This window comes from Hymenobacter fastidiosus (assembly GCF_039539565.1).
Lineage (GTDB): Bacteria > Bacteroidota > Bacteroidia > Cytophagales > Hymenobacteraceae > Hymenobacter > Hymenobacter fastidiosus.
On sequence record NZ_BAABDJ010000034.1, the window covers coordinates 85,871 to 102,578 of the forward strand.

Genomic DNA, 16,708 nt, shown 5'->3' on the forward strand with positions numbered 1-16,708 from the left:
CGGGCGGCGGCCCAAACCGATGATGCCCCCGGGTATGAATACAAAGTTTGCCTGGCCGGCTGTTTTCTTTCTAGCTTTCCCGCCAAATGGGTTTACTAGACGATATGCAAGCGGCCCGCCGCGCCGCCGGCCGCCGGCTGACCACCCCTGCCGACGCCGACGCCGACGGGATGGTACCCGCGCTGCTGTTCATCCCCGACATCAGCGGCTTCACGCGCTTCATTCAGGAATCGGGCAGCCCGCTGGCCCCCCAGCTCATTGCCGATCTGCTCGAAATCCTGATTGAAGCGAATATGCTGACGATGGAAGTGAGTGAGATTCAGGGCGACGCCATCCTGTTCTACCGCCTGGGGCCGCCGCCGCCCGTGCAGGAGCTGGTGCTGCAGTGCCGGCGCATCTTCCTCGACTTTCAGAACTACGTGCGCCTGGTGGAGCGCGACCTGGATTCGGAGCTGAGTGCGGCGCTGCGGGGCTACGAGTTGACCATCAAAATCATCGTCCACTTCGGGCGGGTGAGCGTGGCCCAGATCCGGCAGTTCACCAAGCTCATGGGCCGCGACGTGATAGTGGTGCACCGCCTGCTCAAGAACAACATCACCGGCAACGAGTACATCCTGCTCTCCGACGGCTACCTCGACACCCAGACCCCGGCCGACGTGGCCCGCGGTTTCTCCTGGACCCGGCTGTTGCGCGGCACCTGCTTCTACGACCACCTGGGCGAAATCTGCTACCGCTACGCCTACCTCTCGCCGCTGCGCCTGCTGCTGAACGGCCAGCAGAAGGGCGGCCAGCCCCAGGGCAGTCAGCGCAACGCCCTGAAGGTGCGGCGGGCGGTGCCGGTGCCGGCGGCCTACGCCTTGCGCGTGATCAGCAACTTCCGGCTGCGGCCCCACTGGATGCCCGGCGTGCGCGACGTGCTCTACGACGTCACCAAGGCCGGCCGCCTGGGTACCAGCTACAAGGTGCAGCTCAACCGCGGCCAGATCGACTTTCAGGCCGTACAGCGCTTCGAGGACGAAGACCGGATTGAGTACGTGGAGAAGATTTCCCTGTTCCGGCTGTTTCCCAACGCCCTGCTGTTCTACTTCATCGAGAAAATAACGGACCGCTCCTGCCTGGTCACGCTGGAATTCCGCTACGGCTACGTGGCCAGCGCCCGGCCCCTGGTGCGCTTCGGCCAGCTGCGGCGCATGCAGCGGTTTCTGGCCCTGGCCAGCCGGCAGCTAACCACCCTGTGCCAGAATATGCTGACCGGGCCGCCAACGTAAACCGGCTGCTGCCAGCAGCGCAAAGCCCCGATATCGGTAAGAGTCCTGTCTTCCCCAAATCCTTAGCAGGCCGCTGGACCGGAGCAACGAGCAAAAATTTGGGAAAGCACCAGGCATCTGCATACGCCGGGGCTTTCGGGGTCAACAACGCTTGCTTCGTTGCTCAGGACGGATTACTTCGGCTTTCAGCCTCGCGATGACGAACCGTAAGTTTCCTTTTTACCAGCTCCCCAGCTAGCTTTTATAGAGCAGCGCAATAACGAAGGACAGGGCCGTCAGGATGAGGCCGACCATGAAGATGCTGTAGCTGACGCGCAGCAGGCGGTATTTGCGGGTCAGCACGCCGCCGAGGTAGTAGATGTCCGTTACCATATTGGTGTAGAGGGCATCCTTCTCGCGCATGATTTCGGTCATGCCGCCCTGGAAGTCGTCGAGGCTGAGCTTGCTGAAGTTACCGAAGAAGAGCAGGTTCACGCGGCGGTTGGTGGCAATCTGGGGGCTGCGCTTCAGCCACTTGAAGCTCGTCACGTCGGGCTGGGCGCACAGAATGGCCGTTACCACCGAGCCCAGGGCGGTGATGAGCAGGATGCCCATGGGCACGCCCAGCACCGGGTTTTTGGAAAACAGGCTGCCCAGTGCCGCGGTCTGACCCATCTTGGCCCCCAGATACGTGATGATAACCGACATGAGCACCGCGTTAAGCTGAATCATCATGCTGGCCTTCGTGTCGGCCATATCCGAGAGCTTCATGTGGTTGCTGTACATGGTGCGGAACATGGTTTCGATGCCCCGCTTAGGCTCGGCGAAGGTGCCGTTTACTTCCTCATCCTTCTTCTTGGCCTTCTTCTCGGTTTTCTTCAGCAGCTTGCGCTGTTCCTTAATGTTATCCTTGAACTGCTTCTGATAGCGGTCCTTGGCGGCGGCGGTGAGAAACTTCGCCGTGAGCAGAAAGTCGAGCTGGGTTTCGGCCCACTGGGTAGTCGAATAGCTTTTCCCCAGCATGGTTTCCCATTCGGCCCGCAACAGCTCGGCGTTGGCAAAGAAATCTTCCTGACCCATGCCGCTCATGTCGGCATCGGTCAGCAGCTGCTGCAGCGGGGTTTCCGACGCTTCGTTGCGGTGCGTGGCCCGGATGGTGTCCTGAATAACCGCAATGCGGTCAGCGGGGTAGCCTCGCTCCGTTAGCCAGGCCCCGGCCATCTCCATGCTGCGGTACTCGTGCCCGTCGTACACGTCGATGTAACCGGCATCGTGGAACCAGGCAGCCAGTACCAGCGCCTCCAGATCAGTTGCGCTCAGGGTGCTGGCTTCCCCCAGGGCTTTGGCCTCTTTCACGACCACCGCCGTGTGCCTGAGCGAGTGATACACCAGCTGAGGAGGGAGCTTTTCTTCAAAAAGAGCCGTGATATAAGCCTTGGCCTTTTTCAGAATTTCGGCTTTCGCCGGCTTTATAGTTTCAGTTGTTTCCATGCAGGAGAAGGAGAAATAAGGAGCTGACGGCAAAACCGGGCTCCTGACCGGCTTAGAACGCGAATCGGAAGCGGAGGTTTTTGTCGGCGGAATACCGGTGCTAGCCCAACCGCAGCCGGACCGTCTGCGTACGGACCGGTCAACGACCTGCGGGTGCGTGCGTATCACTAAGTTTACGTCCTTTTTCGCAACTCCACACCACCTGGCGGGTTATGCCGGCGTGTTGTCGTTTGACTTTCCTGTTCTCCGCTTTCATATGAGAAGACCTTTTCTGTTCTGTTGCCTGTGGCTGTTAGGCAACCTGAACGCTGCTTTGGCCCAGAAAACCCAGACTGCCCACCTCACCCGCCCCAACTACAACCACGGCGGCGAGAACTGGGAAAGCAAAACGCCGCCCGATAGCTCCCGGATTCGCTACAGCGTGTTTCTGATCGGCGACGTAGGCAAGCCCGCCCCCAAAGCCGACGGCGGGGAGCCGGCGCTGAATTTTCTGCACCAGCAGATTGTGAAGGCGGGGGCCAAAAGTACCACCGTTTACCTCGGCGACAATATCTACGAGTACGGGATGCCCCGCGAAGGCGCTTACGACCGCAAAGCGTCGGAGGAGCGCATGGTGGCCCAGCTCGACGCCCTGCGCGACTACGCCGGCGAGAAGTACATGATTCCCGGCAACCACGACTGGAAGCAGGGCCTCACGGGCGGAGTAGAGCAGGTGAACCGCGAGCAGGCCTTCGTGGAAAACTACCTCACCTCCGACTCCGCCGCCTTCGCCTACACCGGCGACTTCTTTATTCCGCGCGATGCCTGCCCCGGCCCGTTTGAAGTGCGCGTGCAAGACGACGTGGTGATGATTGCCATCAACTCGCAGTGGTTTCTGCAAACCAACGGCGAGCGGCCCTACGGCTCGAACAGCGGCTGCGGCGTGGCCAACGAAACCGACTTCTTCACCCAGCTCGAAGACATCATTGCCCGCAACAAGGGCAAGAACATTATGGTGGTGGCCCACCATCCCATCTATTCCGACGGCGTCCACGGCGGCTACTTCACCCTGGCCGACCACTTCTTTCCGGTGTCCATCGTCTACAAGTACGCTTTCATTCCGTTGCCGATTATCGGCTCCATCTACCCGTTTGCCCGCAAGTACGGCGGCATCAGCCAGGATATTGCCCACCCGCAGTACCAGGCCTACAAGAAAGGGCTGGAAGAAATCTTCAATAAGTACCCGAACATCATCTATGCCTCGGGCCACGAGCACAACCTGCAATACTTTAAGGTGAACTCCTGGCACCAGATCGTGAGCGGCTCGGGCTGCAAAACTCAGCACGTGCGCGCCGGCAAAGGGGCCAACGCCATGTTCTCGGACAAGGAAAAGGGCTGGTCCCGGGTGAACTACTACGACAACGGCGAGGTCTGGACCGAGTTCTGGGTGCCCAACGACAAGGGCGAAACCGGCCGGCTGGTGTTCCGCACGCCTCTCTACGCCCAGGAAACGGCCCAGGTCACCGAGAAGCTGGCAACCCAGCAGGTGAAGCGCCCCAACTTTGGCGACAGCACCGTGACGCTGGCCGTAAATTCCGACTACGACCAGCGGGGCAAATTCCACAAGTTCCTGTTTGGTGAGCACTACCGCAAGGAGTGGGCAACGCCGGTGCAGTTCAACGTGCTGGACCTGGCCACTGAGCAGGGCGGGCTGGAGCCCTACAAAATCGGCGGGGGCAAGCAGACGGCTTCCCTGAAAGTGCGCAACGAGGCCGGCCGGCTCTTCACCCTGCGCGGCCTCGATAAGGACCCGGCCGCGGTGCTGCCCGAAGCCCTGCGCGAAGGCGCGGCCAAGGATATTCTGCAGGACCAGATTTCGGCCCAGCATCCGTATGCTTCCTTCGTGATTCCGCCCCTGGCTAGTGCGGCCGGGATTCTGCATACCAACCCCCGGCCCGTTTACATTCCGCAGGACCCGTTGCTGGGCCAGTACCTGGAGCGGTTTTCCAACGTGCCCGCGGGGTTTGAGGAAGATGCCAAGGATGACCAGAGCAACGTGGCTTCGCTGGGCAACGCCACCAACCTGGTGGGTACCGACAAAGTGCTGGAGCGCCTGGAGGAAGACAACGACAACCGCGTCAACGAAAAGGATTTCGCCCGCTCCCGCCTCTTCGATATGTGGATCGGCGACTGGGACCGGCACGAGGACCAGTGGCGCTGGGCCGAGAAAAAGGACAAGGACGGGGACCGGAAATTCACCGCCGTCCCCGAAGACCGCGACGTCGCCTTCTTCAAGGGCGACGGATTTTTTCCCTTCCTGGCTTCGCGCAAGTTTGCCATCCGCAACTTCCAGAACTTCGGCTACGACTACGCCGACTATAAAGGCCTCAACCTGACGGCCCTGGCCAACGACCGCACCTTTCTGGCCTCGGTAACCAGGGAAGACTGGATCAAGGCCGCCGAGGAGATGAAAAAGGGGCTCACCGATGAGGCCATTGAAAAGGCTTTCCGCACCCGGTGGACCCCGGAAATCTACGCTCTGCACGGCGCCGAAATCGTGGCCAAGCTCAAGAGCCGCCGCAACCTGCTGCCCCAGCTGGCCGCCGACTACTACAGCACCCTCAACCGGATTGTGGAAGTGAAGGGCAGCTCGAAGCGGGAGAAATTTGTGGTCACGCGCCTGGCAGGGGGCAAAACCCGGGTCAGGGTCAATAAGATCAACAAGGAAGGGCAGGTCAGCAAGGAGCTGTTCGACAAAACCTTCGATCAGGACACCAAGGAAATCCGCCTCTACGGCTTTTCCGGCCAGGACGTGTACACCATCACCGGCGAGTCGAAAAAGGCGGGCGCTATTGTGCGCCTCATCGGCGGCACGGGGCGCGACTCCATCACCGACAACTCCCGCGTGGGCGGGTTCCGCCACCGCACCCAGATCTACGACGGCGACTCGGGCAACGTGATTGTGGCCGGCAAGGAAACCCGCCTGCGCCTGGCCCCCGGTATCGACGTAAGCCGCTACGACGTGCACCCGCGCGGCAACCGCGGCGACTACAACCTCAACTATTTCGGCCCGGCCGCTTACGTCGGCTACAACATCGACGACGGCCTCTTCGTCGGGGGCGGGGCTACCTACCGCACCTACGGCTTCCGCAAGACGCCCTTTGCTACTGAGCAGACGCTGGCGGCCAATTACGCCCCTTCCCGCCAGGCCTATAACGTGCGCTACACCGGCACCTTCACCGAGGCTATTGGTAAGTTCAACCTGAAGATCAACAGCCAGCTCTACGGCCCGCAGCTGCTCTACAACTTCTTCGGCATCGGCAACGATACCAAGAATTTTGCCCTGGAAAACGACCGCGACAACGTGACGAACCGTACCGTCACGGAATCGTACCGCATCCGGTTCTCGCGCTTCTACTTTTCGCCCACGCTGGAAAAGGACGTGTTCAGCTTCCTCAAAGTCGGTTTCGGCCCGCAGTACGACCAGTTTCGCGTCGACCGCAGCCAGATCGGCAAGGTGATTCAGGACAGCCTGAACGCCACCGGGGGGGTAGAAAATACCCGCTTCGGCATCCGGGCCTCCGATTTCGGCCTGAACCGCTACGCGGGCGGGCGGCTCTACTTCAACCTCGATGCCAGCAGCTCGCCCATCAACCCGCGCATCGGCATCCGGTGGTACAACGAAGCCCAGTACAACAAGCAGCTCAACGGCGAGAAGCTGTCCTACGGCAATATCCGCTCGGAAGTACGCTTCTACCTGAGCCCCAACTTCCCGTTCCAGCTCACCTGGGCGGGTCGTATCGGGGCCAGCCGGGCCCTGGGCGACTACCGCTTCTACCAGGCCAACACGCTGGGCGGCACCACCAACCTGCGTGGCTACCGCCGTACCCGCTACGCCGGCCGCAGCTCGGTGTATACCAATGCCGAAGTACGCCTCCAGCTCTTTACTTTCAACGCCTATCTGGTGCCCGGCAAGTTCGGCGTCCTGGGCCTGGCCGACGCGGCCCGCGTGTATTCCGGCAATGATGTCCGGACTGGCATCGGGGCTTTCCACTCGGCCTTTGGCGGCGGGGTGTGGGTCGATGTTCTGAAGCAGGCCGTTATCAACGCCACCTACTCGGTTGGTGAGGAAAGGCTGGTTTTCGTCGGCTTCGACTTTCTATTCTAGGCAAGAGACTTGCTCCTTAATAAAAAATGGCCCGTCATGCCGAGCGCCGCGCAGCATCTCGCGGGCTGACGTCTGAGTAGTAATCTAACGACGCCACGCGAGATGCTGCGCGGCGCTCGGCATGACGTTCTCTATTTACCTGTATTCTCGTTCGGGAACAAGTCTAAGGCCTCAGCACGGCCTGAGGCGTTGGCGTCAAAACGCTCTTTCGGGCCAGGTAGAAGAGCGTTTTCCGGGGCTGCCGGGGCCCTTTCCTGGTTCTGGCAATCCGGGCCCGGGGAAATTTCCGCCACCACGTAGCGGCGGGCCTATCCTTTTGGCTGCAATCCCGTTTAGCCCAGCACTACCGTCTGGCGTGCTGTCGTCAGCTGCTTTCCCTCCCTGTTTGCTTATGCTGATTTCCCGCCTTTTTCGCTCGCTGTCCCGGCCGGTCCAACGACTATTACCCCCCGGGCTGGGGCTGCTGGCGCTAAGCTTCACGGCCACGGCCCAGGAGACGCCCAACCGGTCCATCTTCCCGGCTCCGGCGCCTGCCGATACTTCGGCCACCAACGACCCCCAGCAGTTTGCCACGCCTTCAGTAGTGGGCATGGGCCCCAGCAAAGGTCTGATCTTTCACTACGAGCGGGTGCCGCGCTTCAACGTGTCCTCCAACGGGCAGGTAGTAGGCCTGCGCGACTACAACTCCCAGGCCACCAAGAATGCCCGGCTGTTTATCAAAGGGTATATTCCGATGATCAACCATCCTCACCTCAAGCTGATTCTGGGGATAAACTACGAGCGGGAGGAGTTCAAATTCCGGGACCGGCCCACTGGCTACGAGCTCTACGACAACATCGAAAACAAGGGCCTCAAAACCCTGGGGGCGCAGCTGGCCGTGATCCGGCCGGTGAACGACGTGAACTGGTACATTATCCGGACCAAGGGCGAGCTGAGCGGCGACTACACCTCGTCGGAGCTGAGCGTGCGCGACTACCTGCGCATGTCGGCGGAGTTTCTGTACGGCTGGAAGCGCAGTCCGACGTTCTCCTGGGGCCTGGGCGTGCAGCTGGGCTACACCTTCGGGCGGTTCAGCCCGTATCCGGCCCTGCTGTATAACCGCACTTTCAATAAGCGCTGGGGCGTGGAGGCCCTGTTTCCGGCCCGCGTTACGGCCCGCTACAACGCCTCCCCCCGTTCGCTGTTCTACGCCGGCTATTCCGTCGATGGTCTCAACTACATCATAAACCTGCGCCAGCCCCTGCGGCGGGAAGGTTCCATCAGCCTGAACTCGCTGGAGCTGCGCGAAACCGAGGTTAAATTCCGCACCCGTTGGGAGCGGGAGATTTACGACTTCCTCTGGTTCGGTCTCGAAGCCGGCTACCGCTACAACTATGCCTTCGACGCCTTCGACCGGACCAACAACAACCGCATCAAAATCATCGACAGCAAGCTGGCCAATGCGCCTTACGCCTCGGTGGAGCTCTTCATCGTGCCCCCGCGCAGGATGCTGAGGCGGTAGCGCCGGCGGCCCGCAAAATTTTGCCCGACCTGTTCAGACCGGGTCACCTCAGTACTGAAAAAGGCCTTCTGCTAAGCAGAAGGCCTTTTTCAGTACTGGATCTTTTATTAGCAGAGCTGGTTCTGAAACCGGTATGGCATCAACCCGCTTCACCCGGCGCGGCGGGAGCAGTGGTCTTGCGCCGCCGGTTGGCCAGCTTCCGCAGGTATTCATACGTTTCGGACTGGGCGCGCACCTTCCTGGCATCCGCGTCGTCCTGGCCGATGTAGTTGTTCTCAAAGTCGCGCGACTTCACATTGTCCTGGCGCTGCAGATCGAGCAGGTGGCGCACTTCGGCGCGCAGCTCATCGTTCAGAATGGGGAAGGCCACCTCAACGCGGCGGTCCAGGTTGCGGGCCATCCAGTCGGACGAAGCTACGTAGACCTTCTCGTGGCCGTCGTTGCCGAACACGTACACGCGGGCGTGCTCCAGGTAGCGGTCGACCATGCCGCGCTGCTGGATGTTAGCGCTTTGACCCTCCACGCCCGGAATCACGCAGGAAATGCCGCGGATGAGCAGCTCGACCCGCACGCCGGCCTGGCTGGCTTCATACAGCTTCAGGATCATGCGCTCATCCTGCAGAGCGTTCAATTTGAGGATGATGTAAGCTTCCTTACCGTGCCGGGCCAGCTTGATTTCCCGGTCGATGAGGGCATTCAGCTGGTCGCGTAGCTCGAAAGGCGCTACCAGCAGGTGCTGGAAGCCGGTTTTGGGCTGACGGTCGTGGAAGTAGCGGAATACCTCGGCGGCCTCGCGGGTCAGGCGTGGGTCGGCCGTGAACAGGCCGTGGTCGGCGTAGATGTGGCTGGTTACCTCGTTGAAGTTGCCGGTGCTGAAGTAGGCGTAGAGGCGGTTCTGCTCGTTCTCGGTGCGGGTAATGAGCAATACCTTGCTGTGTACTTTCAGCTCGGGAATGCCGAATACGACGTTGGCCCCGGCCTTCTGCAGCTTCTCGGCCCAGAACATGTTCGACTCCTCGTCGAAGCGGGCCTTGAGCTCCACGACTACCGTAACCTGCTTGCCGTTTTTCACGGCTTTCAGCAGGGCTTTGGCCACTTCGCTTTTGGCGGCCACCCGGTAGAGGGTGATGCCGATGCTGGTTACCTGCGGATCAGCCGCCGCTTCGCCGATGAAGCGCGTCACGTAGTCGAACGACTGATAGGGCAGGTGCAGCAGGTGGTCGCGCTCGGCAATGGCGGCCAGCATCTTGCCGCCGGTGCGGGGCAGGGTGGGGTGGGGCAGGGGCGGCTGCTCAGGGTATTGCAGCTCCGGCAAGCCCAGGTCGGGGAAGCCGAAAAAGTCGCGGAAGTTATGGTAGCGGCTGCCTTCCACCAGCTCGTCCTTGCCGATGCCGGTTTTCTGCATCACGGTTTTGAGCACGGCCTTGGGCATGCCGGGGTCGTAGAGCAGGCGGGCCGGGTAGCCGGTTTCGCGCTTCTGCAGGCTGCTCTTGATCTTGGCCATCATGTTGCCCGACACTTCCTCCTGAATGTCCAGCTCCGCGTCGCGGGAAAGTTTCAGGGCGTGAACCTGCACCTTCTGGTATTTGGGGTACAGCTCGTGGGCGCAGGTCCGGATTACGTCGTCGAGAAACATCACGTAATATTCCTGGCCCTCCACGGGCAGCTGCACGAAGCGGCCGCCGTGGCGCTTGGTCGGCAGCTCAATTACCACCACCCGCTCGTCGTCGTCGTGCTTTTTGGTTTTGGCAGGGTGAGTGAGGTGGAAGGTGAGGTACACCGTCTGGTCCTTCAGAAACAGGTGGTGCAGATTCTCATCGAGCAGCACCGGGGAAAGCAGGTCCTGCACCTTCTCGCGGAAGTACTGCTGCACCCACGTCCGCTGCGACTCGCTCAGGTCGTGGTCGGCCACCAGGTGGATGTGCTGGCGCTGGAGCTCGGGCAGGATGCCTTCGCGGAAGGTTTCGCCGAATTCCTGCTGCTGCCGGCCCACCTCGTCGAGCAGGTTTTTGAGCTGCTCACCGGGGTCTTCGCCCAGCTTGGCGCGGGTTTTCTTCTTAAGCTTCACCAGCCGCCGCAGCGTAGCCACGCGCACCTTGAAATACTCGTCCAGATTCGACGAGAAGATGGCCAGAAACTTCACCCGTTCCAGCAGGGGCACCGCCGGGTTTTGCGCTTCCTGCAATACGCGCCGGTTGAACGCCAGCCAGCTTAATTCGCGGTTGAGCAATACGGGGTGCGGTTTCTTGGGTGATTCCATGGGGTTTTAATTAAGAATTAAGAATTGAGAATTAAGCATTGAAATGCGAGGGTACGCCCGGGCCGGCAGTTGCTTCCTGACGGGGCTGACGACCATACGCCGGGGCCCCAGACCACATTTTCAATGCTTAATTCTCAATTCTTAATTGTTCTTCGGGTAGTCGTAGAAGTAAAATTCGGCGTTGGCCCGGTCCAGGTCGGCCCAGTGTTCAATGGCGAACTTCAGGCAGACGATGGCCGCCGTGGGCAGCTCGGGCAGCTGGTTGGGCGACAGCAGGTTGACGAAATCGCTCAGCGTGTTGTTATGCCCGACCAGCAACACCGAACCGGCGGTATCGGGGAAGGCCCGCACGATGGTGAGCAAGTCGCGTACTTCGGCCTGATAAATCCCCTCAATCACCTCAATCCGGTCGTGGGGGTAGTCGATTTCCCGGGCTACCAGCGAGGCCGTACTCAGGGTCCGCACGGCGGGGGAGCTGACGAGCAGGTCGAGGTGAATATCGCGCTTGGCCAGCGCCTGGCCCATGTAGGGCGCATCGTCGCGGCCCCGGTTGTTGAGCGGGCGTTCCTGGTCGCTCAGGTCGTCGAAGTCCCAGCTGGACTTGGCGTGGCGCATCAGATACAGGGTTTTCATATGGCAGAGCTAGGTAGGATTCGCCTCTTTACTATGCGTTTCCCGAAATGGTTATGGAGAAGTTGGTAACGGCGGGCAAGCGGGTCATAAAATAAAAAGACCCGCCGGGAGCCGGCGGGTCTTTTGGCCAAAACCTGGCGTCCGAGGCTTAGGCTCAGAAGTCAGGCCCGCAGCAGATTATTGCTTCACGAAGCGCTGGTGCGAAATCTGGTCCCCGTTCGTGATGGTGAGCAGGTAGATGCCTTTCGCCAGCGAAGCGACGTGGAGCTGGTTGCCGTCGAAGCTGATCTGCTTCATTTCGCGGCCCCGAACGTCGTAGACTTTCACCGAGGAGGTGTTGCCCATACGGTCGGCCGGAACTACTACGTTCAGCCGGTCGGTAGCCGGGTTTGGATACACGCTGTATTCCACGCCGCCGCCGATGCGGGCAACCGTAGCCGTTTTAGCGGTACCACCAGTAATGTTAACGGTGTAGTCTTCGGTTTCGCCGTAGCTGTAGGCGTTGCAGCTGGTGGTGGCCGAAGCGTCGCTCATCACTACCCGCATGCGGGTGGTGCCACTCTTGGCCGTGGCGGGCACGGTGAAGGTGGCGCTGCGGATAGTTGTTACGCTGCTGGCCGCGGCATTCACCACCAGTTCGCCGGCATCGGTGAACAGGCCGTTCTGGTTGTAGTCGATGTACACTTTGAAGTACTCCGAGTATGCCGTGCCGGCGAAACCAGCGCTGTAGCTGATGGTCTGGGAAGTGCCCGCGCCGATGCCTGGAGCGGCCAGAGTCGTGCCGTTGTAGTAGCCGGCATCAGCGCCCGAAGTGCGGGCCAGCGTGCCCAGCTTCACGTAGTCGATGAACTCGTAGGCTACGCTCGTACCTTTCGAAGCGCAATAGGTAGCGGTGGGGGGCGGCGTGGTACCACCGGGGGCCGTGCCACCCAGCGACGTGAGCAGCGAAGCGCGGCTGCCGCCGGTAGCGAACAGCGCATTCATGCGCGTGCTCTGGCCGGTAGAAAACATATACATGCAGGCGTCGTCGGTGTAGTCCATGTAGTTCATGAACATGTCGCCGTTGGTGGTGTTGCCGCAGGTACGACGCGGGAAAGATGGGCAGCCGCCGTTGCTGGTCTGCTGGGTTGGGGTATCCGACACCAGGTCGTTGCCGCAGCTGGCATCGCCCCAGATGTGGCGCAGGTTCAGCCAGTGGCCCACTTCGTGCGTCGCCGTGCGGCCCAGGTTGAAGGGGGCCGACAGGTAGCCGGTGCGGCCGAAATAGTTGGGGCCGATAACCACGCCGTCGGTGCTGGCCGCGCCGCCGGGGAACTGGGCGTAACCCAGAATACCGCCGCCGATGTTGCACACCCATAGGTTGAGGTACTGGCCCGCGGGCCAGGCATTCAGACCGCCGGTGGCGGTGCTTTTCATGTCATCCGCGGTGCCCCAGGTGGTCTTGGTGCTCGACTTGCGCTGAATCCCCGTGGTGGCATTACCGTTAGGGTCGCGCTTGGCCAGTACAAACTGCAGCCCGGCATCGGCGGCAAGGCCGGCGAAAGCGGCCGGCGTCTTGCTCACGTCGGAGTTGAGCTTGCGGAAGTCCTCGTTCAGCGCCGCAATCTGCGACTGAATCTGGGCATCCGAAATGTTTTCGTTGGCGTTGCTGTACAGGATGTGGACTACTACCGGAATGGTGCCGGTCAGGGCCGTGATGCGCTGACTAATCGGATTGGCCTCAAACTGGCGGGTCTGGTTTTCAATCGCCGCCATGCGCGGAGCCAGGGAAGGATCGGCGCTCATCTGCTGAGCCAACGATTCCATGGTGGCACACTCGCGAACCTTCTGGGCCTGCGCCTCAGCGCTAAGACCCAAGCCCAGGCAAGCCAGAGCAACTGCGTAAAAAATTTTCTTCATGTAAGAAAGGTGGAGGTGGTTGGGAAGAGGGGCAAACAGAGTGCTAATGTATTGAATATTTATAGGCAAACAATCCAGTTAACTGTGAATACTTATAACGTAACATTCAAATGCCTCCTGAAACAGGGGTTGATGCGCGGTTTTATTGAAAATATGGCAATAAAGCCGACGCCAGCCAGCCAGCTTGTGCCCTGGTCTTTGCCGGACCATAAAAAGGCCCCTCAGTCAGGCTGGTCCTTCCCCAAATCTTCCCCCGTCTTTCCGGATGGGGCATAATAGCCTTTTTGCCGTTGGTTGAAGCTGCTTTGTCAGCTATAAAACGGCAGGGTAAACCTCGCAAAAAAGCCCTTCTGGCCATGGGGCCGGAAGGGCTTTTGAATTTTGGGTAAGGACAAGCCAGTCAGGCAGGCCTTTTCCGTAACTACCCCACGGCCAAACAGACCGTAGCTTGCTCCTTATTGCTTCTCGAAACGCTGACGCAAGGTCTGCTCGCCATTGGAGAGGGTGATCTGATAGAGGCCTTTAGGCAGCTGGGCCACGTTCACCTGACCCTGGCCGTTGTAAGCCGCCTGCTTCATTTCGTGGCCCCGCAGATCGTATACCGATACGTTCCAGGTAGTAGCCACTTCTGTGCGGGGCATGGTCAGATTCAGCACGTTGCTGGCGGGGTTGGGATACATGGCCACTTTCGGAGCTGCGCCCATCGTGGCCAGGGCTGCGCGGGGAGCCGTACCGCCCAAAGACGTATTCAGCGAAGCGCGGCTACCGCCGGCGGCGAACAAGGCGTCCATGCGGCTGGACTGGCCAGCGGAGAACATGTACATGCAGGCATCATAGGTGTAGTCCATGTAGTTCATCGACATATCACCCTGGTTGCCGCACGTCACTTTGGGGAAAGCCGGGCAGCCCCCGTTGCTGGTCTGCTGGGTTGGGGTGTCCGACACCAGGTCGTTGCCGCAGCTGGCGTCGCCCCAGATGTGGCGCAGGTTCAGCCAGTGGCCCACTTCGTGCGTCGCCGTCCGGCCCTTGTTGTAATTACTGGCCGTGCCGCCGGGTACCGATGAGAATAAGCAAACTACGCCGTCGGTGGCTGCCGCGCCGCCGGGGAACTGAGCATAGCCGAGCAGACCGTTGCCCAGGTTGCAGAGCCATAGATTCAGGTACTGGTCGCTGGGCCAGGCATCGCTGCCGCCTCTGCTCGTGTACTTCACGAAGTCGTTGCTGCTGAAAGAGCGGGTCTTGGTAGAGCGGCGAACTACCCCCGTAGTAGCAGCCCCGGTCGGAGTGCGCTTGGCCAGCACGAACTGCACGTTAGTGCCCGAGGCCACGCTGGTAAACAGCGAGGGTACCAGACTGGCATCGGCATTGGTCTTGGCGAAGTCTTCGTTCAACACTCTAAGCTGAGCATCGATCTGGGCCTGCGTCACGTTCTGCGCGGCGGTGTTGTAGACTACGTGCACTACTACCGGGATAGTAACTACGGCGTTGGCACGATTTACTGCGGAGTTGGCAACCATATGAGCCGTGTGCCGCTCAATGGCCGACATGCGTTGGGCCAGCGTTGGATCAGCCGCCAGTTGAGCCTGCAGGACATCCATCGTGGAGCAGTTGCGGCCGATTACGGCCGGATTGCCACTTATCGGGGCCAAACGGTTTTCCTGCGCTTGAACCGAAAACGAACCCAAGCCCAGGCAGGCGAGAGCAACAGCGTAAAAATTTTTCTTCATCAGGAAGGATGATAGGGGGTGTGTGGAGGAGAACTGAGAACAGTGGAACAATATAAGGATAATGCCATCAAAGGTTACACTGGAAACGATGTTTAATTGAAATTATAATATTATAAACGGTGAATAAATGGCAAAATTGTAATGATAGGGCTATTCCTGCAAGAATTGTCATCAATAAAAAAGTGAAAAAGCCTTCGGCTACTGCCGAAGGCTTTTTCACTACCTGATAGTTACGCGGGGCATTGCGGCAGCCCTGTTTGAGGAGTCAGGAGTGAGAAGTTAGAAGTCAGGAGTCAGAAGGCAGCAGCCGGAAGGCAGCATACGAGCAGGCTGCCGATTCAAAGCACGTCTGCCTGGGCCCCTGATTCGCTCCTTCCTCTTTTAACTCCTGACTCCTAATTTCTGACTCCTGACTTCTCACCGCCGGCAACCCGCCTCACAGTGCGTAACAGCAGCTTCTTAGTCAATCAAGAGGCGGCTCTATTCGAAGTCCCCGCTCACCTGGTTCGGGTAGCGCTTGGCGTGCAAAGCCGAAACGTGGCGCACCAGTAAAGCCCGGAGCTCTTCAATGTTCTGCCGCTCCTGAGCCGAGATGAAAATCACGGGGTCGTGCATCCTGGCCATATAAGTGGCCTGGAGCTGAGCCAGCGTAGGGCGCGGAGTCTCATCCTCGTCCGGGTTCATGCCTTCGAAGGTTTCCTGGTGCAGCGCCGCCGAATCCAGCTCGTACTGATCAATTTTGTTGAAAACCAGCAGCATGGGCTTGTCAGCCGCCTGAATATCCTTGAGCGTATCGTTCACCACCGCGATGTGCTCCTCAAACGACTGGTGGGAAATATCGACTACGTGTACCAGCAGGTCGGCTTCGCGGATTTCGTCCAGCGTCGACTTAAAGCTTTCAATGAGCCGGGTAGGCAGCTTGCGGATGAAACCGACGGTATCGGAGAGCAGGAAGGGCGTGTTGTCGAGCACTACTTTGCGCACTGTGGAGTCGACGGTAGCGAAAAGCTTGTTCTCGGCAAACACGTCGGAACGGCTCAGCAGGTTCATCAGCGTGCTTTTGCCCACGTTGGTGTAGCCGACCAGCGCCACGCGCAACACCCCGCCGCGCGACTTGCGCTGGGTATGGCTCTGCTTGTCGAAGTCCTTGAGTTTTTCCTTCAGGAAGTCGATCCGCTCCCGCACTACGCGGCGGTCGGTTTCGATTTCCGTTTCCCCCGGTCCGCGCTGGCTCACGCCGCCCCCCCGCTGTTTGTCCAGGTGGCTCCACAAGCCCGTAAGGCGGGGCAGCAGGTACTGGTACTGGGCCAGCTCGACCTGGGTGCGGGCCGTGGCCGACTTGGCCCGGCGGGCAAAGATGTCGATGATGAGCAGGGAACGGTCCACGATCTTGATCTTTAGCTCGGCCTCCAGATTGCGGAGCTGCGACGGGGAAAGCTCGTCGTCGAAAATGACCATGCTGGTGCGGGTGTGCTGCACGTAAGCCTTGATTTCGGCCAGCTTACCTTCCCCCACGAAGGTGCGCACATCGGGCTTGTCCAGCCGCTGGATGAAGCGCTTGGTGACCCGGGCCCCGGCGGTTTCGGCCAGAAACTCCAGCTCATCCAGGTATTCGCGGGTCTGGGCTTCGGGCTGACGCTTGTCGGGCACGGCCACCAGCACGGCCGTTTCCTGGCCCTGGGTGGTGTCGTAGGTACCACTGTTCGGGTCGCGCTTGGGGCCGGTGGTAGGCACGTCGGTGGTATGGTGCCGGGTGCTATTAGTGGGGCTCCAGCTTTGAGTATTGCCTTTTTTTGCCATTGA

General features: G+C 60.1%; 9 protein-coding genes. 3 read left to right on the forward strand and 6 right to left on the reverse strand.

Annotated features, from left to right (window positions below):
- Nucleotides 1–86 precede the first annotated feature (86 nt).
- On the forward strand, nt 87–1,268 hold the full coding sequence (locus tag ABD833_RS14235) for a DUF2652 domain-containing protein (protein WP_345073866.1): 1,182 nt from the start codon (nt 87–89) through the stop codon (nt 1,266–1,268).
- Between the two features lie 234 nt (nt 1,269–1,502).
- Here ABD833_RS14235 and ABD833_RS14240 read toward each other — a convergent pair whose 3' ends face one another.
- A complete protein-coding gene (locus tag ABD833_RS14240; RefSeq protein WP_345073868.1) occupies nt 1,503–2,738 on the reverse strand; it encodes a Pycsar system effector family protein in 1,236 nt (411 codons plus the stop codon).
- Nucleotides 2,739–2,994: 256 nt separating this feature from the next.
- Between ABD833_RS14240 and ABD833_RS14245 the strand changes: the two genes are divergently transcribed.
- Nucleotides 2,995–6,885: a metallophosphoesterase gene (locus ABD833_RS14245; protein WP_345073870.1), complete on the forward strand. Its 3,891-nt coding sequence runs from the start codon at nt 2,995–2,997 to the stop codon at nt 6,883–6,885.
- A gap of 391 nt (nt 6,886–7,276) precedes the next feature.
- Nucleotides 7,277–8,386, forward strand: coding sequence for a DUF6268 family outer membrane beta-barrel protein (locus ABD833_RS14250; RefSeq protein WP_345073871.1), 1,110 nt, complete (start codon nt 7,277–7,279; stop codon nt 8,384–8,386).
- Between the two features lie 139 nt (nt 8,387–8,525).
- On the opposite strand, the gene ppk1 is transcribed toward ABD833_RS14250, so the two are convergent.
- From ppk1 to hflX, 5 genes are all read right to left on the reverse strand, one after another.
- Nucleotides 8,526–10,646 (reverse strand): polyphosphate kinase 1, encoded by a 2,121-nt coding sequence (gene ppk1 / locus ABD833_RS14255; protein WP_345073873.1) that lies wholly within the window; start codon nt 10,644–10,646, stop codon nt 8,526–8,528.
- 141 nt (nt 10,647–10,787) lie between these two features.
- Nucleotides 10,788–11,279, reverse strand: a complete 492-nt coding sequence (locus ABD833_RS14260) for a SixA phosphatase family protein (protein ID WP_345073874.1) — start codon at nt 11,277–11,279, stop codon at nt 10,788–10,790.
- 177 nt (nt 11,280–11,456) lie between these two features.
- A complete protein-coding gene (locus tag ABD833_RS14265) occupies nt 11,457–13,178 on the reverse strand; it encodes a GEVED domain-containing protein (protein ID WP_345073876.1) in 1,722 nt (573 codons plus the stop codon).
- A gap of 455 nt (nt 13,179–13,633) precedes the next feature.
- On the reverse strand, nt 13,634–14,905 hold the full coding sequence (locus ABD833_RS14270; RefSeq protein ID WP_345073877.1) for a M43 family zinc metalloprotease: 1,272 nt from the start codon (nt 14,903–14,905) through the stop codon (nt 13,634–13,636).
- A gap of 480 nt (nt 14,906–15,385) precedes the next feature.
- Entirely contained in the window at nt 15,386–16,705 is a 1,320-nt protein-coding gene (gene hflX / locus ABD833_RS14275) for a GTPase HflX (RefSeq protein ID WP_345073878.1), read from the reverse strand.
- Between the last annotated feature and the right edge of the window lie 3 nt (nt 16,706–16,708).

What these genes read in the sequence shown, in the direction of transcription:
- ABD833_RS14235 (WP_345073866.1), top strand. Translation starts at nt 87, where the DNA reads ATGGGTTTACTAGACGATATGCAAGCGGCCCGCCGCGCCGCCGGCCGC.
- ABD833_RS14240 (WP_345073868.1), bottom strand. Translation starts at nt 2,738, where the DNA reads ATGGAAACAACTGAAACTATAAAGCCGGCGAAAGCCGAAATTCTGAAA.
- ABD833_RS14245 (WP_345073870.1), top strand. Translation starts at nt 2,995, where the DNA reads ATGAGAAGACCTTTTCTGTTCTGTTGCCTGTGGCTGTTAGGCAACCTG.
- ABD833_RS14250 (WP_345073871.1), top strand. Translation starts at nt 7,277, where the DNA reads ATGCTGATTTCCCGCCTTTTTCGCTCGCTGTCCCGGCCGGTCCAACGA.
- ppk1 (WP_345073873.1), bottom strand. Translation starts at nt 10,646, where the DNA reads ATGGAATCACCCAAGAAACCGCACCCCGTATTGCTCAACCGCGAATTA.
- ABD833_RS14260 (WP_345073874.1), bottom strand. Translation starts at nt 11,279, where the DNA reads ATGAAAACCCTGTATCTGATGCGCCACGCCAAGTCCAGCTGGGACTTC.
- ABD833_RS14265 (WP_345073876.1), bottom strand. Translation starts at nt 13,178, where the DNA reads ATGAAGAAAATTTTTTACGCAGTTGCTCTGGCTTGCCTGGGCTTGGGT.
- ABD833_RS14270 (WP_345073877.1), bottom strand. Translation starts at nt 14,905, where the DNA reads ATGAAGAAAAATTTTTACGCTGTTGCTCTCGCCTGCCTGGGCTTGGGT.
- hflX (WP_345073878.1), bottom strand. Translation starts at nt 16,705, where the DNA reads ATGGCAAAAAAAGGCAATACTCAAAGCTGGAGCCCCACTAATAGCACC.